At 62.6% G+C, this 21,725-nt stretch carries 19 protein-coding genes and 3 tRNA genes; 9 read left to right on the forward strand and 13 right to left on the reverse strand.

The window, feature by feature from the left end:
- Positions 1 to 51: 51 nt before the first annotated feature.
- The 3 genes from J5M58_RS02815 to J5M58_RS02825 form a co-directional block, all read right to left on the reverse strand.
- Positions 52 to 127 (reverse strand) — tRNA-Val (locus J5M58_RS02815).
- Positions 128 to 297: 170 nt separating this feature from the next.
- Positions 298 to 374, reverse strand: a tRNA-Asp gene (locus J5M58_RS02820).
- A gap of 13 nt (positions 375 to 387) precedes the next feature.
- A tRNA-Val gene (locus tag J5M58_RS02825) sits at positions 388 to 463 on the reverse strand.
- A gap of 217 nt (positions 464 to 680) precedes the next feature.
- Here J5M58_RS02825 and rdgC point away from each other — a divergent pair.
- The 3 genes from rdgC to sugE all read left to right on the forward strand — a co-directional run bounded on the left by rdgC (position 681) and on the right by sugE (position 3,299).
- Positions 681 to 1,601: a recombination-associated protein RdgC gene (gene rdgC, locus J5M58_RS02830; protein WP_013971401.1), complete on the forward strand. Its 921-nt coding sequence runs from the start codon at positions 681 to 683 to the stop codon at positions 1,599 to 1,601.
- A 185-nt stretch (positions 1,602 to 1,786) separates the two neighbouring features.
- Positions 1,787 to 2,752 (forward strand): bile acid:sodium symporter family protein, encoded by a 966-nt coding sequence (locus J5M58_RS02835; RefSeq protein WP_207877101.1) that lies wholly within the window; start codon positions 1,787 to 1,789, stop codon positions 2,750 to 2,752.
- A gap of 229 nt (positions 2,753 to 2,981) precedes the next feature.
- Entirely contained in the window at positions 2,982 to 3,299 is a 318-nt protein-coding gene (gene sugE / locus J5M58_RS02840) for a quaternary ammonium compound efflux SMR transporter SugE (protein WP_025338047.1), read from the forward strand.
- 10 nt (positions 3,300 to 3,309) lie between these two features.
- Here the strand turns inward: sugE and J5M58_RS02845 are convergent, their stop codons facing one another.
- Positions 3,310 to 5,187, reverse strand: coding sequence for an MFS transporter (locus tag J5M58_RS02845; protein ID WP_112249361.1), 1,878 nt, complete (start codon positions 5,185 to 5,187; stop codon positions 3,310 to 3,312).
- 209 nt (positions 5,188 to 5,396) lie between these two features.
- Here J5M58_RS02845 and J5M58_RS02850 point away from each other — a divergent pair, with 209 nt between their 5' ends.
- Both J5M58_RS02850 and J5M58_RS02855 read left to right on the forward strand, forming a co-directional pair.
- On the forward strand, positions 5,397 to 6,575 hold the full coding sequence (locus tag J5M58_RS02850; RefSeq protein ID WP_112249362.1) for an MFS transporter: 1,179 nt from the start codon (positions 5,397 to 5,399) through the stop codon (positions 6,573 to 6,575).
- Between the two features lie 207 nt (positions 6,576 to 6,782).
- Positions 6,783 to 10,259: a hybrid sensor histidine kinase/response regulator gene (locus J5M58_RS02855; RefSeq protein WP_207877104.1), complete on the forward strand. Its 3,477-nt coding sequence runs from the start codon at positions 6,783 to 6,785 to the stop codon at positions 10,257 to 10,259.
- Here J5M58_RS02855 and rmuC read toward each other — a convergent pair.
- Together rmuC and J5M58_RS02865 are read right to left on the reverse strand one after the other, a co-directional pair.
- Positions 10,231 to 11,604, reverse strand: a complete 1,374-nt coding sequence (gene rmuC, locus J5M58_RS02860) for a DNA recombination protein RmuC (RefSeq protein ID WP_181457284.1) — start codon at positions 11,602 to 11,604, stop codon at positions 10,231 to 10,233. The two genes, J5M58_RS02855 and rmuC, sit on opposite strands and share 29 nt — an antisense overlap.
- 292 nt (positions 11,605 to 11,896) lie before the next feature.
- The gene (locus J5M58_RS02865; RefSeq protein WP_025338042.1) at positions 11,897 to 12,316 is read right to left on the reverse strand and encodes a tetratricopeptide repeat protein; all 420 of its coding nucleotides are present in this window, start codon (positions 12,314 to 12,316) and stop codon (positions 11,897 to 11,899) included.
- Between the two features lie 951 nt (positions 12,317 to 13,267).
- Between J5M58_RS02865 and J5M58_RS02870 the strand changes: the two genes are divergently transcribed.
- The 3 genes from J5M58_RS02870 (at position 13,268) to J5M58_RS02880 (ending at position 15,637) form a co-directional block, all read left to right on the forward strand.
- Positions 13,268 to 13,492, forward strand: a complete 225-nt coding sequence (locus J5M58_RS02870) for a hypothetical protein (protein WP_003257337.1) — start codon at positions 13,268 to 13,270, stop codon at positions 13,490 to 13,492.
- 249 nt (positions 13,493 to 13,741) lie between these two features.
- Positions 13,742 to 14,224: a hypothetical protein gene (locus tag J5M58_RS02875; RefSeq protein WP_025338041.1), complete on the forward strand. Its 483-nt coding sequence runs from the start codon at positions 13,742 to 13,744 to the stop codon at positions 14,222 to 14,224.
- Positions 14,225 to 14,371: 147 nt separating this feature from the next.
- Entirely contained in the window at positions 14,372 to 15,637 is a 1,266-nt protein-coding gene (locus tag J5M58_RS02880; protein WP_112249365.1) for an OmpP1/FadL family transporter, read from the forward strand.
- Between the two features lie 42 nt (positions 15,638 to 15,679).
- On the opposite strand, the gene J5M58_RS02885 is transcribed toward J5M58_RS02880, so the two are convergent.
- On the reverse strand, positions 15,680 to 16,609 hold the full coding sequence (locus J5M58_RS02885; RefSeq protein WP_112249366.1) for a LysR family transcriptional regulator: 930 nt from the start codon (positions 16,607 to 16,609) through the stop codon (positions 15,680 to 15,682).
- A gap of 114 nt (positions 16,610 to 16,723) precedes the next feature.
- Here J5M58_RS02885 and J5M58_RS02890 point away from each other — a divergent pair, with 114 nt between their 5' ends.
- Positions 16,724 to 16,984, forward strand: coding sequence for a DUF2798 domain-containing protein (locus tag J5M58_RS02890; protein ID WP_207877106.1), 261 nt, complete (start codon positions 16,724 to 16,726; stop codon positions 16,982 to 16,984).
- Between the two features lie 196 nt (positions 16,985 to 17,180).
- On the opposite strand, the gene J5M58_RS02895 is transcribed toward J5M58_RS02890, so the two are convergent.
- From J5M58_RS02895 to J5M58_RS02915, 6 genes are all read right to left on the reverse strand, one after another.
- Positions 17,181 to 17,732: a glutathione peroxidase gene (locus tag J5M58_RS02895; protein ID WP_112252650.1), complete on the reverse strand. Its 552-nt coding sequence runs from the start codon at positions 17,730 to 17,732 to the stop codon at positions 17,181 to 17,183.
- A 46-nt stretch (positions 17,733 to 17,778) separates the two neighbouring features.
- Positions 17,779 to 17,901, reverse strand: a complete 123-nt coding sequence (locus J5M58_RS28280; RefSeq protein ID WP_258392826.1) for a hypothetical protein — start codon at positions 17,899 to 17,901, stop codon at positions 17,779 to 17,781.
- On the reverse strand, positions 17,898 to 19,091 hold the full coding sequence (locus J5M58_RS02900; protein ID WP_181457370.1) for an MFS transporter: 1,194 nt from the start codon (positions 19,089 to 19,091) through the stop codon (positions 17,898 to 17,900). The genes J5M58_RS28280 and J5M58_RS02900 overlap by 4 nt, the downstream gene beginning before the upstream one ends.
- Positions 19,092 to 19,163: 72 nt before the next feature.
- Positions 19,164 to 19,568 carry a MarR family winged helix-turn-helix transcriptional regulator gene (locus J5M58_RS02905; protein ID WP_112252652.1) on the reverse strand — a complete coding sequence of 135 codons (405 nt, stop codon included), beginning with the start codon at positions 19,566 to 19,568 and terminating at the stop codon, positions 19,164 to 19,166.
- 96 nt (positions 19,569 to 19,664) lie between these two features.
- The gene (locus J5M58_RS02910; RefSeq protein WP_181457371.1) at positions 19,665 to 20,780 is read right to left on the reverse strand and encodes a glycoside hydrolase family 5 protein; all 1,116 of its coding nucleotides are present in this window, start codon (positions 20,778 to 20,780) and stop codon (positions 19,665 to 19,667) included.
- Positions 20,781 to 21,002: 222 nt separating this feature from the next.
- Positions 21,003 to 21,725: an adenosylcobinamide-GDP ribazoletransferase gene (locus J5M58_RS02915; RefSeq protein WP_207877108.1), complete on the reverse strand. Its 723-nt coding sequence runs from the start codon at positions 21,723 to 21,725 to the stop codon at positions 21,003 to 21,005.

Consider the following 21,725-nt stretch of genomic DNA (forward strand, 5'->3'; position numbering starts at 1 on the left):
TGACAGGCCGGTATTCTAACCGACTGAACTACCGCTGCGCTAAACATCGAGTGGTGGGTGATGACGGGATCGAACCGCCGACCCTCTGCTTGTAAGGCAGATGCTCTCCCGGCTGAGCTAATCACCCATGTCTCTCGGTGTGGCGCGCATTCTACGGGTGACTTGGAGCTCTGGCAAGCACTTATCCAACTTTTTGCAAATTTCGCTAAAACACCAAATCGCAGGCACAAAAAAAGCGACCCTAAGGTCGCTTTCTCTGTTACTTCCGGGTGTTCAGTAGGCCCTGGAAGTGAAATATGGCGCAGCGGACGGGACTCGAACCCGCGACCCCCGGCGTGACAGGCCGGTATTCTAACCGACTGAACTACCGCTGCGCTAAACATCGAGTGGTGGGTGATGACGGGATCGAACCGCCGACCCTCTGCTTGTAAGGCAGATGCTCTCCCGGCTGAGCTAATCACCCTTCGTCTCGGTGTGGCGCGCATTCTACGGACGGCTCCGTACACTGGCAAGCACTTTTTAAACTTTTTTCAAAAAAAACCTCAGGCCTTTCAAAGACCTAGCGTTGCCACGTGCACCTTTACATCCAGCTACAGCTACTGGCACTCCGACAGGGTTGGCCTGAGAGCACCGCTCGGAGAATAATGCCCGCCTCATGCATTAAGGAGAGATTGCCCCTCATGTGGTTCAAGAACCTGCTGACCTACCGCCTGACCCAGGAAGTCCCATTCGAGCCTGAAGCGCTGGAAGCGGCACTGGCCAGCAAGCCGGCCCGCCCCTGCGCCAGCCAGGAGCTGACCACCTATGGTTTCGTCGCGCCATTCGGCAAGGGCGAAGACGCTCCTCTGGTGCATGTCAGCGGCGAGTACCTGCTGATTGCCGCGCGCAAGGAAGAACGCATCCTGCCCAGCAGCGTGGTCAACGACGCGGTAAAGGAAAAGGTCGAAGAGATCGAGACCGAGCAGATGCGCAAGGTCTATAAAAAGGAACGCGACCAGATCAAGGACGAGATCATCCAGGCCTTCCTGCCGCGCGCGTTCATCCGCCGCTCGATGATCTTCGCTGCCATTGCCCCGCGCCTGGGCGTGATCCTGGTCAACTCGGCCAGCGCCAAGCGTGCCGAAGACCTGCTGTCGACCCTGCGTGAAGTGATGGGCTCGCTGCCGGTGCGCCCGGCCACCGTGAAAATCGCACCGGTTGCCACCATGACCGAGTGGGTCAAGTCGCAGGAAGCTGCCGAAGGCTTCTATGTGCTGGACGAGTGCGAACTGCGCGACACTGCCGAAGACGGCGGCATCGTGCGCTGCAAGCGCCAGGACCTTACCGGCGAGGAAATCCAGCTGCACCTGAGCACTGGCAAGGTGGTCACCCAGTTGGCCCTGGCCTGGCAGGACAAGCTGTCGTTCATTCTGGATGACAAGATGGTGATCAAGCGCCTGAAGTTCGAAGAGCTGCTGCAGGAGCAGGCCGAACAGGACGGTGGCGATGAGGCTGCCCAGCAGTTCGATGCCAGCTTCCAGTTGATGATGATGACCTTTGCCGAATTCCTGCCGGTGCTGTTCGAGGCGCTGGGTGGGGAAGAGATCCCGCAAGGGGTCTGAGGTAAATGAGGTATCGGTGCAGGCCTGAAAGATATTTTTTGCCTGCACCGGCCCTATCGCCGGCAAGCCAGCTCCCACAGGAACACCACAGTATTCGGAACCTGTAGCGTACCTGTGGGAGCTGGCTTGCCGGCGATAGGGCCCCTGAAATTCACGCAGCTATAAATAGAAAAGGAATTGCCCCCATGCGTGCCCTCGCCACCCTCAGCCGCTTCGTCGGCAATACCTTCGCCCTGTGGGTGCTGGTGTTCGCCGTACTGGCCTTCCTGCAACCGCAATGGTTCATCGCCCTGAAGGTGGCCATCGTGCCGCTGCTGGGCCTGGTGATGTTCGGCATGGGCCTCACCCTCAAGCTCGATGACTTCGCCGCCCTCGCCCGCCAGCCCTGGCGGGTGATGCTGGGGGTGGTCGCGCACTTCGTGATCATGCCGGGCATGGCCTGGCTGCTGTGCCAGCTGTTCCACCTGCCGCCGGAAATCGCCGTGGGCGTGATCCTGGTTGGTTGCTGCCCGAGCGGCACTGCGTCGAACGTGATGGTCTGGCTGTCGCGCGGCGACCTGGCGCTGGCGGTGGCGATCGCTGCGGTGACCACCCTGCTCGCCCCGCTACTGACCCCGGCGCTGATCTGGTTCCTGGCTTCGGCCTGGTTGCCGGTGTCCTTCATGGACATGTTCTGGTCGATCCTGCAGCTGGTGATGCTGCCGATCGTGCTCGGGGTGCTGGCCCAGCGGCTGCTTGGCGCGCGGGTGCAGGCGGCGGTGCAGGTACTGCCGCTGGTGTCGGTGGTGAGCATCGTGATGATCGTGTGCGCGGTGGTGGCGGCCAGCCAGGCGAAGATCGCCGAATCGGGGCTGCTGATCATGGCTGTAGTGGTATTGCACAACAGCTTCGGCTACTTGCTGGGGTACCTGACCGGCAGGCTGTGCAAGCTGCCACTGGCACAGCGCAAGTCGCTGGCGCTGGAGGTGGGCATGCAGAACTCCGGGCTGGGCGCGGCACTGGCAGCGGCGCATTTTTCGCCGCTGGCTGCGGTGCCGAGTGCGTTGTTCAGTGTCTGGCACAATATTTCCGGGGCGCTGCTGTCGACCTGGTTCCGGCGCATGGGGGAACCTGTGGCAGAAGCTGAAGGTGGGGAACCGGCCAGGCATTGATGTTGCCTGCACTGGCCCTTTCGCGGGTAAACCCGCTCCCACAGGTAATGCACAGGTCTGAAAATTGTGGAGATCCCTGTGGGAGCGGGTTTACCCGCGAAGAGGCCCGCACAGGCTTGCCCACAGTGCTGCAGGTGTGCACCATGTATCCACTGTGAGGACGACCTCACGACGCACCGCGTGACCATTCCGGGGACGGCCCCATCATTGACAACGATGGAGACACACCATGTCCTGGATCATCCTGTTCTTCGCCGGCCTGTTCGAGGTCGGCTGGGCCGTCGGCCTGAAATACACCGACGGCTTCAGCAAGCCACTGCCCACCGTCCTCACCGTCGCCGCCATGGCCATCAGCCTGGGCCTGCTGGGCCTGGCCATGAAAGAGTTGCCGCTGGGTACCGCCTATGCCATCTGGACCGGCGTCGGCGCGGTCGGCACGGTGATCGCCGGCATCATCCTGTTCGGCGAGTCCATGGCCCTGGTACGCCTGGTCAGCGTGGCGCTGATCGTTACCGGCCTGGTCGGCCTGAAAGTCAGCGCCAGCTAACGCCCTCCGCCTAGCGCAGGTTGCCGCGCAGGCGGCTGACCTGCTCACGCAACGCCTCTGGCTGCGCCGCCTCCACCGGGATGGCGGCGCCTGCCACGATGGTCACCCGGGACCACAGGCGCTTGAAAAAGCCCTTGGCCGGGTCACGGCTGAAGAAGCTGCCCCAAAGCCCCTGCAAGGCCAACGGAATGACCGGCACCGGGGTTTCTTCGAGGATGCGGTTGACGCCGCCCTTGAACACATCGATTTCGCCGTCCCCGGTCAGCTTGCCCTCCGGGAAGATGCATACCAGCTCGCCATCGGCCAGGTACTCGGCAATGCGCGCGAAAGCACGTTCGTAGATGGCCAGGTCCTCGTTGCGCCCGGCAATCGGGATGGCGCCTGCGGTGCGGAACACGAAGTTGAGTACCGGCAGGTTGTAGATCTTGTAATACATGACGAAGCGGATCGGCCGACGGATCGCCCCGCCCAGCAGCAGCGCATCGACGAACGACACGTGGTTGCACACCAGCAGCGCCGCGCCTTCGTCGGGAATGCGCTCGAGGTCGCGGTGCTGCACGCGGTACATCGAATGGCTGAGCAGCCAGATCAGGAAGCGCATGGTGAACTCGGGCACGATCCTGAAGATATAGGCGTTGACCGCGATATTGAGCAGCGACACCACCAGGAACAGCTGCGGGATGCTCAACTCGGCCAGGCCCAGCAGGATGATGGTGAGTACTGCCGACACCACCATGAACAGGGCATTGAGGATGTTGTTGGCAGCGATCACCCGGGCGCGCTGGTCTTCGGGCGTGCGGGCCTGGATCAGTGCATACAGCGGTACGATGTAGAAGCCGCCGAACACCCCAAGGCCGACGATCGACAGCAGGATCCACCAGGCCTGGCCCATGCCCAACAGCGCCAGCCAGTCGTGCGGCGCCGCAGCAGCCGGTACATCGCCGGAGTGCCACCACCACAGCAGGCCGAACAGGCTCAGGCCGAACGAGCCGAAGGGCACCAGGCCGATTTCCACCTTGCGCCCGCTAAGCCGCTCGCATAGCAGCGAACCCAGGGCAATCCCCACCGAGAACAAGGTCAGTACCAGGGTCACCACCGTGCCATCACCGTGCAGCCAGTCCTTGGCGTAGGCCGGGATTTGCGTGAGGTAGATGGCGCCGACGAACCAGAACCACGAGTTGCCGACGATCGAGCGCGACACCGCCGGCGGCTGCCCCAGGCCCATGCGCAGGATCGCCCAAGACTGCTTGAAGATATTCCAGTCCAGCGGCATTTGCGGCGAGGCGGCGGCGGCCCGCGGGATCCAGCGGCTGGCCAGGTAGCCGAGCACGGCGGTGCCGACCACGCCACCGGCCACCACGGCGGCATAGCTTTCGCTCGACATCATCACCCCGGCGCCGATGGTGCCGGCGAGGATCGCCAGGAAGGTACCGGTTTCCACCAACCCATTGCCGCCGACCAGTTCTTCCTCGCGCAGGGCCTGCGGCAGGATCGAGTACTTCACCGGGCCGAACAGCGCCGAATGGGTTCCCATGCCGAACAGCGCCACCAGCATCAACGTCAGGTGGTTGGTGATGAAGCCGAGTGCGCCTACCGACATGATCGCGATCTCGGCCAGCTTGATGGCCCGGATCAACGCATCCTTGGCGAACTTCTCGCCAAACTGCCCGCCCAGCGCCGAAAACAGGAAGAACGGCAGGATGAACAGCAGGGCGCACAGGTTGACCCAGATCGAACGGTCACCGTCGCCCAGGCTGAGCTTGAACAGGATCGCCAGGATCAGCGACTGCTTGAACAGGTTGTCATTGAAGGCACCCAGCGACTGGGTGATGAAAAACGGCAGGAAACGCCGCTTGCCGAGCAAGGTGAATTGCGAGGAATGACTCATCGTCCATGGTCCTGAGGGCTTTTCAATTGGAGGCGCGCCGGGCGCGACAAGCCACAAATCTGCATGGGAAATGCACTGACTGGCAAGCGCTCAAGGATTCTGGAGGGCTGTACCGGCCCTTTCGCGGGCGTGCCCGCGAAAGGCCTGCGCAGCAGGCCTCTGTTGGCATATGCTGGTCACCACGGCAAAACAGAACAACAAGGATGTGTATGCTCGCCGCCATAAAACGCTACCCGCACACTGTACGCCTGCTGCTCGGCACCACCTTCACCCTCACCGTCGCCCGTGCCCTCACCCTGCCCTACCTGGTGGTGTACCTGGCCGACAATTTCCAGCTGCCGATCAGCCAGATCGGCCTGCTGATCGGTGGCGCACTGATCATCGCCTCGCTGCTGAGCCTGTATGGCGGCCACCTGGTGGATACCTTGCGCAACCACACACTGGTCAGCGCCAGCACTTTGCTGTTTGCCCTGGCCTTTGTCGGCGCGGTCGCCAGCAACTCGGCACTGCTGTTCTTTCTCTGCCTGATAATGATCAACCTGGCCCTGGCAGTGGTCGACATCGCCGCCAAGGCGGGCTTCTGCGCATTGCTCCCGGTGGAGGAGCGGGCCGAAGTGTTCGCCATCAAGTACACCCTCAGCAACGTCGGCTACGCCGCCGGCCCGCTGCTGGGGGTGGCCATGCTGGAGCTGAATGACCATATGCCGTTCATCGCCTCCGCCCTGCTCGGCCTGGGCATGTGCCTGGCCTACTGGCGCCTGGGTGACCGCAGCCTGCAGGCCAGTGTGCCGGACAAGCCCGGGGTCGGCTTCGGCCAGGTGGCACTGGGGCTGGCCCGTGACCGGCGGCTGGTATGCTTCACCCTGGGCGGGGTGCTGAGCGCGGTGGTATTCGGCCAGTTCACCGCCTACTTGTCTCAGTACTTGGTGGTAACCAGCAGCCCGGCTGAGGCGGCGCGCCTGATCGGCTACCTGGTGACCACCAACGCGGTGACGGTGATCGCCCTGCAGTACCTGATCGGCCGCCGCATCAGCCGCCAGCGCCTGATGCCCTGGCTGCTGGCCGGCATGGGCCTGTTCATCGCCGGGCTGCTGGGCTTTGCCTTTGCCGGTTCGGCGCTGGCGTGGTGCCTGGCGATGCTGGTGTTCACCCTGGGCGAGATCATCGTGATCCCGGCCGAGTACATGTTCATCGACCTGATCGCGCCGGAGCACTTGCGTGGGGTGTATTACGGAGCACAGAACCTGTCCAACCTCGGCGCGGCGCTGGGGCCGGTGATGGTGGGGTTCGCCCTGGTGCATCTGTGGCCGGGGGCGATCTTCTACCTGCTGGTGTTGTCGGTGATACTGGCGGGAGTGTTTTATTGGCTGGGTACCCGTAGAGGATGATGTCTGCTCTGCTGGCCTCTTCGCGGGTGAACCCGCTCCCACAGTGCAGTACCTGTGGGAGCGGGTTCACCCGCGAAAGGGCCGGCACAGGTTAAAGAGAACCCTGCGACCACCTGCCACTGCGACCATCGTCTGCGCTGACGAAGCGGCACCTGCGTGCCAGACTGATTGATCGGGACCGCGTTATCTTTTTGCTTCGGAGTTTTCATGTCGTTGTCCAGCGGGCTGATCGCCGTGGTCGCCCTGGCCTATATGGCCATCATGTTCGCCATCGCCTTCTACGGCGACCGCCGCAGCACGCCGTTGCCGCCGAAGCTGCGTGCCTGGGTGTACAGCCTGTCGCTGGCCGTGTACTGCACCAGCTGGACCTTCTTCGGCGCGGTCGGCCAGGCCGCCGAACAGCTCTGGGCATTCCTGCCGATCTACCTGGGCCCGGTGCTGCTGCTGATCTTCGCACCCTGGGTGCTGCAGAAGATGGTGCTGATCAGCAAGCAACAGAACATCACCTCGATTGCCGACTTCATCGCCGCGCGCTACGGCAAGTCGCAATCCCTGGCGGTGGTCGTGGCGCTGATCTGCCTGATCGGCGTGCTGCCGTACATCGCCTTGCAGCTCAAGGGCATCGTGCTGGGCGTGAACCTGCTGATCGGCGCCAATGCCGATGCCACCGGCACCCGCGTACAGGACACCGCACTGGTCGTGTCGTTGGTACTGGCACTGTTCGCCATCGTCTTCGGTACCCGCAGCCTGGACGTGACCGAACACCACCGCGGCATGGTCCTGGCGATTGCCTTCGAATCGTTGATCAAGCTGCTGGCCTTCCTGGCCGTAGGTATCTTCATCGTCTTCAACCTGTATGACGGCTTCGACGACCTGTTCAGCCAGGCCCGCCAATCGATCCACCTGCAGGACTATTGGCAGGAGACCATCAACTGGCCGTCGATGGTGGTACAGACCGCCGTGGCGATGATGGCGATCATCTGCCTGCCACGGCAGTTCCACGTTACCGTGGTGGAGAACATCGAACCCCAGGACATGCGCCTGGCGCGCTGGGTATTCCCGATGTACCTGGCACTGGCCGCGCTGTTCGTGGTGCCGATTGCCCTGGCCGGGCAGATGCTGCTGCCGGGCACGGTGATTTCCGATTCGTTCGTCATCAGCCTGCCGCTGGCCGAGGCACACCCGAGCCTGGCCCTGCTGGCATTCATCGGTGGTGCCTCGGCGGCCACCGGCATGGTCATCGTCGAGGCCGTGGCGCTATCGACCATGGTCTCCAACGACATGCTGCTGCCCTGGCTGCTGCGCCGTACCAACGCCGAGCGGCCGTTCGAGGCGTTCCGTCACTGGATGCTCTCGGTACGCCGGGTGACCATCGTGGTGATCCTGCTGCTGGCGTATGTCAGCTACCGCCTGCTGGGCTCCACCGCCAGCCTGGCGACCATCGGCCAGATCGCTTTCGCCGCCGTGACCCAACTGACCCCGGCCATGCTCGGTGCGCTGTACTGGAAACAGGCCAACCGCCGCGGTGTGTTCGCCGGCCTGGCCGCTGGTATTTTCCTGTGGTTCTACACCCTGGTGCTGCCGATTGCCGCGCACAGCGTGGGCTGGTCGCTGCAGCTGTTCCCAGGGTTGGCGTGGCTGCACGGCAACCCGCTGAACCTGCCGATCAGCCCGCTGACCCAGGGCGTGGTGCTGTCGCTGGCGGGCAACTTCACCCTGTTCGCCTGGGTCTCGGTGCTGTCGCGCACGCGGGTTTCCGAGCACTGGCAGGCCGGCCGCTTCATAGGCCAGCAGACCAGCGCCAGGCCTAGCAGCAAGCCGCTGCTGGCGGTGCAGATCGACGACCTGCTGACCTTGGCCTCGCGCTTCGTCGGTGAAGAACGCGCCCGGCAGAGCTTCATCCGCTTCGCCTACCGCCAGGGCAAGGGCTTCAACCCCAACCAGAACGCCGACGGCGACTGGATCGAACACACCGAACGCCTGCTGGCCGGGGTACTCGGCACCTCGTCGACCCGTGCCGTGGTCAAGGCCGCCATCGAAGGCCGCGACATGCAACTGGAAGACGTGGTGCGTATCGCCGACGAAGCCAGCGAGGTGCTGCAGTTCAACCGCGCCCTGCTGCAAGGGGCCATCGAGAACATCAACCAGGGCATCAGCGTGGTCGACCAGAACCTGCACCTGGTGGCCTGGAACCGCCGTTACCTGGAACTGTTCAACTACCCCGACGGGCTGATCAGCGTGGGCCGGCCGATCGCCGACATCATCCGCTACAACGCCGAGCGCGGGCTGTGCGGCCCGGGCGAGGCGCAGGTGCATGTGGCGCGGCGCCTGCACTGGATGCGTCAGGGCCGTGCGCACTCCTCCGAGCGCTTGTTCCCCAATGGCCGGGTGATCGAACTGATCGGCAACCCGATGCCGGGCGGCGGTTTCGTCATGAGCTTCACCGATATCACCCCGTTCCGCGAGGCCGAACAGGCCCTGCGCGATGCCAACGAAGGCCTGGAGCAACGGGTGGCGGAACGCACTCATGAGCTGTCGCAACTGAACCAGGCGTTGTCCGAAGCCAAGAGCCGTGCCGAAGCGGTGAGCCAGTCCAAGACCCGTTTCCTGGCTGCGGTCAGCCATGACCTGATGCAGCCGCTGAATGCCGCCCGGCTGTTCTCCGCCGCCTTGTCGCAGCAAGCCGAGGGCATGAACGACGAGGCCCGCCAGCTGGTGCAGCACATGGACAGCTCGCTGCGCTCGGCCGAAGAGCTGATCAGCGACCTGCTGGACATCTCGCGCCTGGAAAACGGCAAGATCACACCGGATGCCAAACCCTTTGCCCTCAACGAGCTGTTCGACACTCTGGGCGCAGAATTCAAGGTGCTGGCCGCCGAGAAGGGCCTGGAGTTCCGCCTGCGTGGCAGCCGCCTGCGGGTGGACAGCGACATGAGGCTGCTGCGCCGGGTGCTGCAGAACTTCCTGACCAACGCCCTGCGCTATGGCAAGAGCCCGATCCTGCTGGGTGCACGGCGCCAAGGTGAGCGGTTGTGGCTCGAGGTTTGGGACCGCGGCCCGGGCATCGCCGACGACAAGCTGCAGGAGATCTTCCAGGAGTTCAAGCGCCTGGATAGCCACCAGACCCGCGCCGAGAAGGGCCTGGGCCTGGGCCTGGCGATCGCCGACGGCCTGTGCCGGGTGCTGGGGCACAAGCTGGAAGTGCGCTCGTGGCCGGGCAAGGGCACGGTGTTCCGCGTCAGCGTACCGATTGCCCGCCAGGCCGCCCCGGCGTCCACCGCACCCGTGGAACAGGGCGGCCAGCCACTGGCCGGGCTGCAGGTACTGTGCGTGGACAACGAAGACAGCATCCTGATCGGCATGAACAGCCTGCTCAGCCGCTGGGGCTGCCAGGTATGGACCGCGCGCAACCAGGCCGAATGCGAAGCCTTGCTGGGCAAAGGCATGCGCCCGCACCTGGCGCTGGTGGACTACCACCTGGACGACGGCGAGACCGGTACCGGGCTGATGGGCTGGCTACGCGCGCGCCTGGGTGAACCGGTGCCGGGTGTAGTGATCAGTGCCGACGGCAGCAAGGAAACTCTCGCCATGGTGCATGCCGCTGGCCTGGACTACCTGGCCAAGCCGGTCAAGCCGGCGGCCCTGCGCGCCATGCTCAATCGCCATCTGAGCCTGGTTCAGTAAGCGCTTCGTCCGGCAACGCCTCGTCGGACAACGCCCGCTCCAGCAGGTCGGCCGGCAGGCTCTTGCTGGCGCGGGCGCCCAGCAGCTTCAACTGTTCGCTGCGGCTGACCAGGTTGCCGCGCCCTTCGCACAGCTTGTTACGCGCGGCAGCATAGGCCTTGTCCACCTGCTGCAGGCGGCTGCCCAGCTCGTCCAGGTCCTGGATGAACAGCACGAACTTGTCGTACAGCCAGCCGGCACGCTCGGCGATCTCGCGGGCGTTCTGGCCCTGGCGTTCCTGCTTCCACAGGCTGTCGATCACCCGCAAGGTAGCCAGCAAGGTGGTCGGGCTGACGATCACGATCTGCCGGTCGAAGGCTTCCTGGAACAGGTTCGGCTCGGCCTGCAGGGCTGCCGAGAACGCTGCCTCGATCGGCACGAACAGCAGCACGAAATCCAGGCTGTGCAGGCCTTCGAGGCGGTTGTAGTCCTTGCTCGACAGGCCTTTGACGTGGCTGCGCAGCGACTGCACATGCTGCTTGAGCGCGGCCTCGTCATTGCTGGCGACGAACTGCTGGTAGGCGGTGAGGCTGACCTTGGCATCCACCACTACCTGCTTGTCGCCCGGCAGCATGATCAGCACATCAGGCTGGAAGCGCTCGCCATCGGCGCTCTTTAGGCTGACCTGGGTCTGGTATTCGCGGCCCTTTTCCAGGCCGGCATGCTCCAATACCCGTTCGAGGATCAGCTCACCCCAGTTGCCCTGGGTTTTCTGACCCTTCAGCGCCTGGGTCAGGTTGGTCGCTTCGTCGGACAGCCGCAGGTTCAGTTGTTGCAGGCGCTCCAGCTCCTTGCCCAGCGAGAAGCGCTCGCGGGCTTCCTGCTGGTAGCTTTCCTCCACGCGTTTTTCAAAGGCCTGGATGCGCTCCTTGAGCGGGTCGAGCAACTGGCCGAGATGCTGCTGGCTGGTCTGGGCGAAGCGCTGCTCGCGCTCGTCGAAGATCTTGGTAGCCATGTCGGCGAACTGGGCGCGCAGGGTGTCGCGAGCTTCCTGCAGGTCTTCCAGGCGCTGCTGGTGGCTTTCCTGCTGCTCGCGCAGTTCGGCGTCCAGGCGTGCGGTCTGCGCCTCCAGGCGGCGCAGTTCGGCTTCGCGGTTGGCACGTTCGAGGTTCCAGGCGTGGGCGGCGTCGCGGGCGTTGTCGCGATCGATCTGCAGCAGTTCCAGCTCACGGCCCTGGGCGGCCAGCTGGGTCTGCTTGACGGTGTTGGCTTCAGTAAGGTCGCTGACCTCGTCGCGGCTGGCCTCCAATTGCGCCTGCAGGCCGGCCATGGCCAGCTGGGCAGCATTGAGGCGCTCTTCAAGCAAGGCCTGCTCGCCTTGCCGCGCGCCCTGGCGGCGCTGCACCTGCATGACCCAACCCAGGCAAGGTAATGCACCTGCCACCAAGCCCAGCAGAATGCTGGCCAGATCCACTGTCATGCTTACCCCGAATGATCCTGGATGAATGCATCGCAGCTTATCAGCCTGAGCGGTGTGTTGCCTGTTCCGGCCTCTTCGCGGGTAACCCCGCTCCCACAGGGATTGCACAGTATCCGAGGTATAGCTATTCCTGTGGGAGCGGGTTTACCCGCGAAGAGGCCAGTGCTGGCAACACACCTCAGGCATGAAACCACTGCCTCAAAAGCCGCCGCGCCTCCTGCGACCCCTGCCCCGCCGCCAGCTCCAGCCAGTACCGCGCCTGCTCCGGCTCGCTGTGCTGGCACAGTCGCGCGTATTCCAGCTGCGCCCGCCGGTCACCGGCGCGGGCAGCCTGGCGCAGCAGTTCATGGCCAATACGCCGGTCACGGGCATTGCCGCAATCACGGCACAACATCTGCCCCAGCCGGCTTTGCGCCACTACCACACCCTGACGTGCTGGCTGTTTCAACAGACGCCCGGCCAGGTGCTTGACCTGCGGCTTGTCACCCAGGCGCGGGTTATCGAGCAGCCACAAGGCCACTTTGAGGGAAAACCGTTTGGGGGGAGGCGCAGGCGTGGATGCTGCGGGGCTGGCGAGGGGTTTACCGCGAAACTTCATGAGCAACAGGTATGGCAACTCGAAAGGCGCGCCACTTTACCCTTTTTTTTGCACCTTGGCCTTTCGATTTCCGGAGGATTGAAAAAATTTTCAATGATCTTTTCTTGACGTTTTCAAGTGGATGACCAAGAGGGCTTCCGGAGCATGTCGATTGTCGGACAGTTCACTGTATTGCTGGCACGCCCGTCCTAGAGCAAGCGCTCGGGACAATCCACAGTTCCTGTGGATAACTCGGTGGACAACCACCCCACATCCCTCGCAAACCCCCATGAATTGGGGCTTTCGCTCAAACTGACGATTTTTTCACCAGCTAAAAATAGTGTTTTTTTTCATTGACTTAACCGCCCAGTCAAGGCATTGGCGAAGCGGTTGTGGCGTACTGCGAGCCAGTTGCAAGCGCTGCTCCGAATGTGAACAAGTGCACCATAAACCTTCATTTGAGTGCACGAAATCGGTACATCCGGCCGGATGCGGGCTTTTTGCCCCCTCTTCCCAGCAGAGCAAATACGCGCCATACTGCTCGGCTCACCTGAACAAACATGAAATGCTTGCCAAGCGCCTGTATTTCCGTTAAGGTGCGCCTCGTTAGTACCAAGCTGAAAGTCAATTCTGGCCTTGAGCGTCCTTGCAGACCCGCTCCTCCCAAGGGTGGCGCTGCTGAAACCAGGACCGGCCAATTCGATGATTCACTCGCCAGCCCAGCGCTGTTCAAGCACGAATCACGTGACAGATTGATCAGGATCCCACCCCGACGGCCTAGAACCATGGCCCCGGCGTGCTGCCTGCCTTCTGAAGTACCTACCAGTCAGCCCAAGCGCCCACCTTTGATTGCGCTCCCTCTGGCTGCCCTGTTCCAGTCAGGTTCATTCGTCCCTTAATAAAGGCGTCACTGGAACGTTTCTATCATGCACGGATCATAACCCCGTGTTTAAAGCAGGAACCTCCAACAATATGCAAACTCATCATCAGATTCAGGCTGCCATTGGCACCCTCTCCCAGGCCTTCTCGCCGTTGAAGTGCCTTATCGTTGCCCCTCGCAAGGGCAGCTTCAGCTTTACCCTGGTAGACGAACACGGCGTCGCCTGCCATACCGAACGGCTGTACCCCGAACAGTACAGCCGCAGTGAACCGCTGCAGGCGGTCATCGCCCGCACCCGCCAGTCGCTCACTGCGTGAGTGGCGAATATTGCGGTATTCAAGCGCTGAATGATCACATCGCAAGCCTGCCTGAACGTTCGTGGCGTAATTGCCTTAAGGCATATAGCCCGGTACGTCAGGCAGCAATCGATTTAAAAACAGCCCTTTACACCACGATTATCACACTACACTTCAACTCGAGCGGTGCTTGCCGCTTCCGGCGGGCCTGATCACTCACCAGCTGCCAAGCTCCAGCGCCCGTCCGGCCCCTAACTGCTCGAGGGCATCATGGGTATCGCGGCGAATGAATTGTGTCAGTATGTGATCCGACCCACCCTGGTCTACCTGAACCGTCACTGCGCCAGCGCCGAAGCCTTGCTGCTTGGCATCGCCGCCAGCCAGTCGGCCCTGGGGTCGGCCTTGCACGACCGTCGTGGCCACGGTCTGTACCGTATCGGCGAACACCGTCACCAGGCAATCTGGGACGACTACCTTGCCCGAGACCCCGACCTGGCCAGCCTGGTCCGCGGCCTTGCCAGCCAGCACGCCTTCCTCGGCGGCCCGCACCTCGAACTCACCGTAAACCTGCGCTATTCCACCGCCATTGCCTGGATGCTCGTCGAAGAGCAGGCCACGCCCTTGCCTGCCGCCGACGACCTTCTCGCACTGGCGCGGATCTGGCGACAGATTTTCAACCCCCAAGGTCGCCTGCGCGATTTCACCCACGCCTGGCATACCTGCATAGATCAGAGATTGCCGCAGGCATCTTGAGACACGTCCTACAACGAAACCGAAAAAAAGGGAATTTTGGTCGGATTGTCCTACAAAACCGCTCTATCTCCTGCGATTGAGGCTATAGCGCGGCGCGTGATTTGTTGGTAGCTTTTCGACCCGGAGATCCCAAGGAGTTTTCTAATAATGAAAAAAGTAATGCTCAAAACCTCCCTCGGCATTGCCGTTGCCCTCGCTTCCAGCCAACTGCTTGCCGCAGGTTTCGCGCTGAACGAGCAAAGCATCAGCAGCATGGGGACCGGTTTCGCGGGACGTTCGTCTTCTGCCGAAGATGCCAGCACCGTATTTGGCAACCCTGCTGGCATGTCGCGCCTCAAGCGCGAACAAGTAACCGTGGGTGGCGCAGCTGTCATCGCCAAGTCCGACATCTCGGGCCCGGGTAGCAACTTTGGGGGGGAAACCGATGGCGACATGGTGCCGCTCGTTGGTGTGCCCATGGGTTACTACGTCAAACCGATCGACGACCACTGGAGCGTAGGCTTCGGCGTCTACGTACCGTTTGGCCTGGTGACCGACTACGGCGATGGTGACGCTGCACGTTACTGGGGCAAGAAGAGCCATGTCGAGGTAATCACCTTCCAGCCAACCGTAAGCTACGCCTTCAACGACAAGGTCTCGATCGGTTTTGGCCCGACCTTCAACCGCATCAAGGGCGAACTGGGCTCGAACTTGCCTACCCCCGCGTTCCTGGGTGGTCAAGACGGAGAGGTAAAGATCAAGGGTGACGATACCGCCGTGGGTTACAACATCGGCATCCTGGTCCAGGCCACTGACCGCACCCGTCTCGGCCTGACCTACCACTCGATGGTCGACTACAAGCTGGAAGGCAAAACTCGCGTCAGCACCCCGCTGATCGGACCGTTCAACGGTGACAAGTTCGATGCGACACTGAAGATCAAGACACCGGAATCGGTCGATTTCTCGGTCACCCACGAACTCGATGACCAGTGGACCCTGTACGCCGGTAGCACCTGGACTCGCTGGAGCCGTCTGGAAGACATCACCGTGCAAAACGATGTCCCAGCGCAACTTGCAGGTTCGGCATTCGAGACCATCAAGGAAGACCAGAATTGGCACGACACCTGGGCTCATGCCATTGGTGCGTCTTACAAAGTCAACAAGGAGTGGGTACTGCGCACCGGCTTTACCGTCGACCAGTCGCCTACCAACAACCACGACCGCTCGCCGCGCATTCCGACTGGCGATCGTAAGGTATTCAGCCTGGGTGCTGGCTGGAGCCCGAACGACGATATGACCATCGACGTAGCCTATTCCTACCTGTGGGAAGAAGACGTCAAGGTCAACCAGGTCAGCCCCACCAAAGGCAGCTACCAGGCCAAGTACGAGAACAGCGCTCACGGTATCGGTGCGTCCCTCACCTACCGCTTCTGATCAGTACGCTTCACATGAAAAACCGCCCTCGTGGCGGTTTTTTCATGCTTGCACCTGCCAGCTGTCGCCCAGGGCTTCGCAAAGGTAGTCCATGAATACACGCACTTTAGCGGTCATGGCGAAGCGGTCGGCCAGGCACAGGTAGATATCCATCGGTTCGGTCTGGGCATAGGCCTGGGCGCTGTCGCTGTATTCGAACAACGGCACCAGCGCCCCGGTGGCCAGATGCGGCCGGACGATGAACTCGGCCAGGCGGGTGATGCCGCCATCGTGCAGTGCCATCTGGGTCAGGGCATCGATGTCGTCGCTGATCAGGACACTGCCGAATTCTGCCTCGAACCGCAGCCCGTCGCGCATGAAGCCCCAACGCAGGAAGCGCCCATCCACCGGATAGCGGAACACCAGGCAGCGATGATCACGCAAGCCCTCGGGCGTGGCCGGTATACCGGCGCTTTGCAAGTAACCGGGCGAGGCACAGCAAATGAATGGTATACGGGCGATATGCCGGGCCACCAACTGGTCCTCCAGCTGTGGAGCAATGCGCAGGCTCACATCCACATCTTCGCGAGCATGGTTGACCCGGCGATCAGTCGTTACCAACTCTATCGAAAGTAGTGGGTAGCGGGCACTGAATGCGGGTATCAATGGTGCCAGAACGTGGCGACCGAAGGCGGATGTCGAGGCAATGCACAGCCGCCCCTGGGGTTCACTGTCGGGGGTGGTGACGGCCTGTTCGGCCATGGCCAGGTCGCGTTCGATGTGCCTGACGCGTTCGTAGTACTGGGTACCGGCGGGTGTCAGCGCCATACTGCGGGTGGTGCGGCTGAGCAGGCGAACCTGCAAGTGGCCTTCCAGGCGTGCCAGGTTCTGGCTGACCGCAGCCGGGCTCAGGCCCAGGTTGCGGGCACCGGCGGCGATACTGCCGGCTTCGACCACCTTGATGAAGCTGCGAATGGCGTTGAGCAGGTCCATGCTGAGCCTTTGGATTCGTAAGAATCTCTTTATAAAGAACTCAGTACGGCTGGTCTACAGCTGCTGCCCGGAGCGTTGCTAACTTGCGCCTTTACCCACCTTCCAGGAGTTCGCATGAGCAACCTCTCCCAGGCACGCAGTCGACGCAAATTGCACCCGGGGGCCATGCCCTACGTCTTTGCTTTCTACATGTCGTCGATCATGGCGCTGTTGATGTGTTTCGTGATTACGGCAGCGAATGCGGGGGTTAACGCCGAATATCTCGGTAACGTGCTGAAGGCGTACCAGTTGGCGATGCCTGTGGCGTTCGTATGTGTGTTGATGGTCAGGCCGGTGGTAGTGCGGTTGGTGGCGATTACGGTGCATGCAAAGTAACCCGTGGGGCCTCAGCGCTTGCCGGGCATCCATGCCCGTCACCTCCCTCCGCAAGACCTCTGCTCGGCCTCCTGAAGTCGCAATCTGCGGCGCCTGAACTATCGCGCGCTTAGAAGCAAAAGCCGAAGCAAGAGCAAGAGCAAGAGCAAGAGCAAGAGCAAGAGCAAGAGCAAGAGCAAGAGCAAGAGCAGCCAGGTTATGGCTGGGAGGCAATGGCCTTTTCGATGGCTGCCCGGAATGCTGGGTCATCCGGCTTGGTCAGGCTGGAAAAGTTACCAATCACCTTGCCCTTGCGGTCCACCACGTACTTGTAGAAATTCCACTTCGGCGCACTGCTCTGGCTGGCAAGTTCCGCGAACAGCGGTATCGCATCCGTGCCCCGCACCGCCTGTGTCTTGGTCATGGTAAAGGTGACGCCATAGTTGGCATAACAGACCTTGGCAGTCTTCTCGCTATCGGCGTCCTCCTGCTTGAAGTCATTGGACGGCACGCCAAGCATTTCCAGGCCTTGCTCGTGATATTCCTTGTATGTCGCCTCAAGCCCCTCGAACTGCGGCGCAAAACCGCAGTAACTGGCCGTGTTGACCACCACCAGCGGCTTGCCGGCAAAGCGCTCGCACAGGTCCACCTGCCCCTTGCCCCGCAACTCTGGCAGGCTGCTTTGCAACAACGCCGGGCAATCGGCAGCCCAGCTCGATGCGCCGGCAAGCAGGGCCAGCACCGGCACCATCAACCAATGTGCACGCATGACTCGTTTCTCCCGCAAGACAATCCTTGAACTTGCAGGGTAGCGCCTAACAAACACTCATGCCCAGTTGCATCATCGCCATCCCGCCCTTGTGCCAGCCCCACCACACCAGCGCCAGCAGCAACAGGGCGGCAAGGGCCAGTAGCCCTTGAGCCACATAGCGGTTCATGCAGCCTGGGCCTGCAGGCGGGCGACCGGGCGTTCGCGCACCGGCCAGTTGAGGGCGGCAGCCAGAAGGCTGAGCAGGATGGAAATCTGCCAGACCAGGTCGTAGCTGCCGGTGCGGTCATACACCACCCCGCCCAACCAGCCGCCAAGGAAGGCGCCCAGCTGGTGGAACAGGAAGACGATACCGCCAAGCATGGACAGGTTGCGCACGCCGAACAAGGTGGCCACCGTGCCGTTGGTCAACGGCACCGTGGACAACCACAGCAGGCCCATGGCGATGCCGAACAGGTAAGCGCTGATCTCAGTCACCGGCGCCCACAGGAACAGCACGATCACTACCGCACGCAGCAGGTACAACCCGGTCAGCAGGCGCGGCTTGGACATGCGCCCGCCCAGCCAGCCGGCGGTGAAGGTGCCGACGATATTGAACAGGCCTACCAGCGCCAGCACCGTTGTGCCGGTAGTCGCAGCCAAGTGCTGGTCGACCAGGTAGGCCGGCAGGTGCACGCCAATGAACACCACCTGGAAACCACAGACGAAAAAGCCCAGCGCCAGCAACCAGAAACCGGAGTGCGAGCACGCCTCGCGCAGGGCCTGGCCCAGGGTTTGTTCGGCACCATGAGTGGGCAGCGGGCGGTCACGCAGCAGGCCGACGAAGGGCACGATCAGCGCCACCATCAGGCCCAACACCAGCAACGCTGCGGACCAGCCCAGCCACTGGATAAGGCCGAGGGTGCCCGGCAACATGGCGAACTGGCCGAAAGAACCGGCAGCACTGGCAATGCCCATGGCCATGCTGCGCTTCTCCGCTGGCACGGCACGCCCGACCACGCCCAGGATGACTGAGAACGAGGTGCCGGACAGGCCCATACCGATCAACAAGCCGGCACTCAGCGACAACGACCAGGCAGAGTCGGCCATGCCCATCAGCACCAACCCGGCAGCGTAGAGAATACCGCCAATGATCACCACCCGCGCCGCGCCCAGGCGGTCGGCCAGGGCGCCAGCGAACGGTTGCGCCAGCCCCCAGATCAGGTTCTGCAAGGCAATGGCGAAGGCGAACACCTCACGCCCCCAGCCGAAGTCCGCGCTCATCGGCGCCAGGAACAGGCCGAAGCCGTGCCGCACACCCAGGGATAGCGCCAGGATCAACGCTGCCCCCACCAATACCCACCCGCTGGTTCGCCACACCGAAGTCATTGTCGTTATCTCCAGCACATCGCAAGGTTTTACGGGTATATACCCGCTTATAGTCGTATCAAATCAAGCCAGTTGGTTCAGCAAACGCACCAGTTCATCCCGCTGCCCTGTCCCCAGCCGCTCCACCAGTTCGGCCTGTGCCTGTTCCCAGGCCGGATGGGCCGCACGCAGCAGCTGGGTACCGGCCTCGGTCAGCAGCACCACGCGGTTGCGCTGGTCGTCACCATCGGCCAAGGCCACCAGCCCTTCAGCCTCCAGCACCCGCAGGTTGCGGCCCAGGGTACTGCGCTCAAGGCCCATGGCTTCCGCCAACGTGGTGATACTGGGGCGATCGAGCCGCTGCAGATGACGCAACAGGGAAAACTGGGCGACATTGACCCCAAAGCCGGCAAGGGCCTCGTCGTAATGTCGGCTCACCCCACGGGCGGCACGACGCAGGTGGGTACAGATACATTCACTGGTCAGCATGGATACGTGTATATACCCGCGTCAGTAATGTTGCAAGAGAAAGCGTTAACGGGGCTGCTACGCAGCCCCAAGTTACCTAACTGACAGGCATGCCCCTCAGCCCGGGTTCAAGCGCCTGCGAATCGGCTCGAACTCCGCTGTAGCCTTGCGCGCCAGCGGGTCTGGAGCGCCCTGCTCGATTGCCTGCCAATAGCGCCACGGCACCTTGGCCGAGCCCAATTCGTAGTCCATGCCGTCCCAGTTATCTTCACGAAAGCTGTAGAAGGCCCAGTGCAACCGGTAGTGATCCAGCACGCTGAGCACGTCTTCCAGGTATTGCCGGCAGCCCGGTAACCTGCGCATGCAGCCGAACTCGCCCACCACCAGGCGCGAGCTGGGCACTTTCATGGCGGCGGCCCAGTCCAGCGGCTGGCGCAGGTACTGCGCCACACGTTGCCCATCCCATTGCTGCGCCTGCCCCGCGAACGGTGCCGGCCCGGGATAGGCGATGGGTTGCTTGCGCGTCATGTTCGGTGCACTGGTCACCAGATAGGGCTCGTACATGTGTACGCTGTACAGCACCCGCTGGTCCTCCAGAGGTGCCGGCCAGTAACCGAAAGCGTCGGCGGCGGCGAACCAGCCGGCATCGAGCATGACCGGCGTGTCGGAGTCCTCCTCGCGAATGGCTGCTATCAACTGCCGATACAAGGCAGGCAGATCACGCGCACCGCCCTGCTGCCGTGCATACCACTGCTGCATTTGCCCAGGGTCGGCATGCTCGGCCAGGCCACCTTGCTTCTCCGGGGCGGGCTCGTTGACCAGGTTGTAGGCAGCGATGGCCGGGTGGCCTTTCAGCTCACGGGCCAGATCCCGCCAGAACGCCGCAGCCTGCAACCAGTAGCGTTTGTCTTGCCAGAGGCGGTCGTCGAACTGGCCCTGATTGTTTTGCGACCAACGCATGCCGGGTAGCGAAAGCGGTGCGATGACCACCTTGAGGCCGGCCTTGTGGGCGCGGTCGAGGGTGGCTCGCAGCGTGGCCAGGTCGGTGGCAGGCAGGCCTTGGTAGGCATCGGCATCGCCGAGGAGGAAGTCGCGTTCTGCCGGCTGCCACTTGTCGTAGGACAGCCGCACCCAAGTCGCGCCATAACCGCCCAAGGCGTCGAAGTAGGCTTGATCAGGTGGCAGCCGGTTGAAGCTGTTGCCACCGTGGCGGGGGCTGTTCCAGAAAGCCATGAGATCGGCTGCCATGGCTGCGGGCACCATGGCCAACAGAAACGCAGCGAGAATGACATGACGCATGGTGCCGACACTCCTCGACAGTTAGCGGAGGGGCAAGCATACGCCAGTGAAAAGATGTCGGCTCTTGCTGAGTTTTTCAGGAATTTACCGACACGTTAGGCTCAGAAACGCCCTACAGAAACATCCTGCTTGCGCGGTCACTTGCAGGAGCAAGACTCAGAGGCCCAACGCCAACCCCAACACCACGGCCAGTTCGAGCAGCTCCAGCATTGCACCGGCGGTATCGCCGGTAGTTCCGCCCAGGCGCCGGCACATCAGCTGTCGCAACCAGGCAAACACGGCGAACGCCAGCAGCACGATCCACCCGCCCAGGCCCAGGCAGAAAAGCACACAGCCCAGCAGCACCCACCCGGCCGCATACCGGGGAAGATGCTCGGCCAGCGCCTGCCCCAAACCACCCTGCCGTACATAAGGCGTACTCAGGAACAGCCCAAGCATTGCTGCCCGCCCGATCAAGGGTGCCAGTAGCAACTGTGCGCCAATGCCCCGCTCGACCAGCACCCACAACGCGCAGAACTTCAGCAACAGCACCAGCACCAGGGTGACCACGGCAATCGGCCCACTACGCGGGTCTTTCATGATCAGCAGGGTGCGTTCGCGGTCACCGAAACCGCCAAGCCAGGCGTCGGCACTGTCTGCCAGGCCATCCAGGTGCAAAGCGCCACTGAGCAGCACCCACAATGTCAGCAGCAGGGCCGCGTGCAGCGGCGTCGGTGCACCCTGCAGCAGGTGGCTGGCCAGCCACAGCAACAGGCCGAACAGCAACCCGACCAGTGGGTAGCAGAGCAGCGAGCGGCCTATCTCGCGCGGCGCTGGCATGCCTGGCAGAGTCACCGGCAGGCTGCTGAGAAATTGCAAGGCAATCCACAACGGCAACAT

This window comes from Pseudomonas sp. 32_A, assembly GCF_017490905.1.
Lineage (GTDB): Bacteria > Pseudomonadota > Gammaproteobacteria > Pseudomonadales > Pseudomonadaceae > Aquipseudomonas > Aquipseudomonas inefficax.

What these genes read in the sequence shown, in the direction of transcription:
- rdgC (WP_013971401.1), top strand. Translation starts at nt 681, where the DNA reads ATGTGGTTCAAGAACCTGCTGACCTACCGCCTGACCCAGGAAGTCCCA.
- J5M58_RS02835 (WP_207877101.1), top strand. Translation starts at nt 1,787, where the DNA reads ATGCGTGCCCTCGCCACCCTCAGCCGCTTCGTCGGCAATACCTTCGCC.
- sugE (WP_025338047.1), top strand. Translation starts at nt 2,982, where the DNA reads ATGTCCTGGATCATCCTGTTCTTCGCCGGCCTGTTCGAGGTCGGCTGG.
- J5M58_RS02845 (WP_112249361.1), bottom strand. Translation starts at nt 5,187, where the DNA reads ATGAGTCATTCCTCGCAATTCACCTTGCTCGGCAAGCGGCGTTTCCTG.
- J5M58_RS02850 (WP_112249362.1), top strand. Translation starts at nt 5,397, where the DNA reads ATGCTCGCCGCCATAAAACGCTACCCGCACACTGTACGCCTGCTGCTC.
- J5M58_RS02855 (WP_207877104.1), top strand. Translation starts at nt 6,783, where the DNA reads ATGTCGTTGTCCAGCGGGCTGATCGCCGTGGTCGCCCTGGCCTATATG.
- J5M58_RS02865 (WP_025338042.1), bottom strand. Translation starts at nt 12,316, where the DNA reads ATGAAGTTTCGCGGTAAACCCCTCGCCAGCCCCGCAGCATCCACGCCT.
- J5M58_RS02870 (WP_003257337.1), top strand. Translation starts at nt 13,268, where the DNA reads ATGCAAACTCATCATCAGATTCAGGCTGCCATTGGCACCCTCTCCCAG.
- J5M58_RS02875 (WP_025338041.1), top strand. Translation starts at nt 13,742, where the DNA reads ATGGGTATCGCGGCGAATGAATTGTGTCAGTATGTGATCCGACCCACC.
- J5M58_RS02880 (WP_112249365.1), top strand. Translation starts at nt 14,372, where the DNA reads ATGAAAAAAGTAATGCTCAAAACCTCCCTCGGCATTGCCGTTGCCCTC.
- J5M58_RS02885 (WP_112249366.1), bottom strand. Translation starts at nt 16,609, where the DNA reads ATGGACCTGCTCAACGCCATTCGCAGCTTCATCAAGGTGGTCGAAGCC.
- J5M58_RS02890 (WP_207877106.1), top strand. Translation starts at nt 16,724, where the DNA reads ATGAGCAACCTCTCCCAGGCACGCAGTCGACGCAAATTGCACCCGGGG.
- J5M58_RS02895 (WP_112252650.1), bottom strand. Translation starts at nt 17,732, where the DNA reads ATGCGTGCACATTGGTTGATGGTGCCGGTGCTGGCCCTGCTTGCCGGC.
- J5M58_RS28280 (WP_258392826.1), bottom strand. Translation starts at nt 17,901, where the DNA reads ATGAACCGCTATGTGGCTCAAGGGCTACTGGCCCTTGCCGCCCTGTTG.
- J5M58_RS02905 (WP_112252652.1), bottom strand. Translation starts at nt 19,568, where the DNA reads ATGCTGACCAGTGAATGTATCTGTACCCACCTGCGTCGTGCCGCCCGT.
- J5M58_RS02910 (WP_181457371.1), bottom strand. Translation starts at nt 20,780, where the DNA reads ATGGCTTTCTGGAACAGCCCCCGCCACGGTGGCAACAGCTTCAACCGG.
- J5M58_RS02915 (WP_207877108.1), bottom strand. Translation starts at nt 21,725, where the DNA reads ATGTTGCCGTTGTGGATTGCCTTGCAATTTCTCAGCAGCCTGCCGGTG.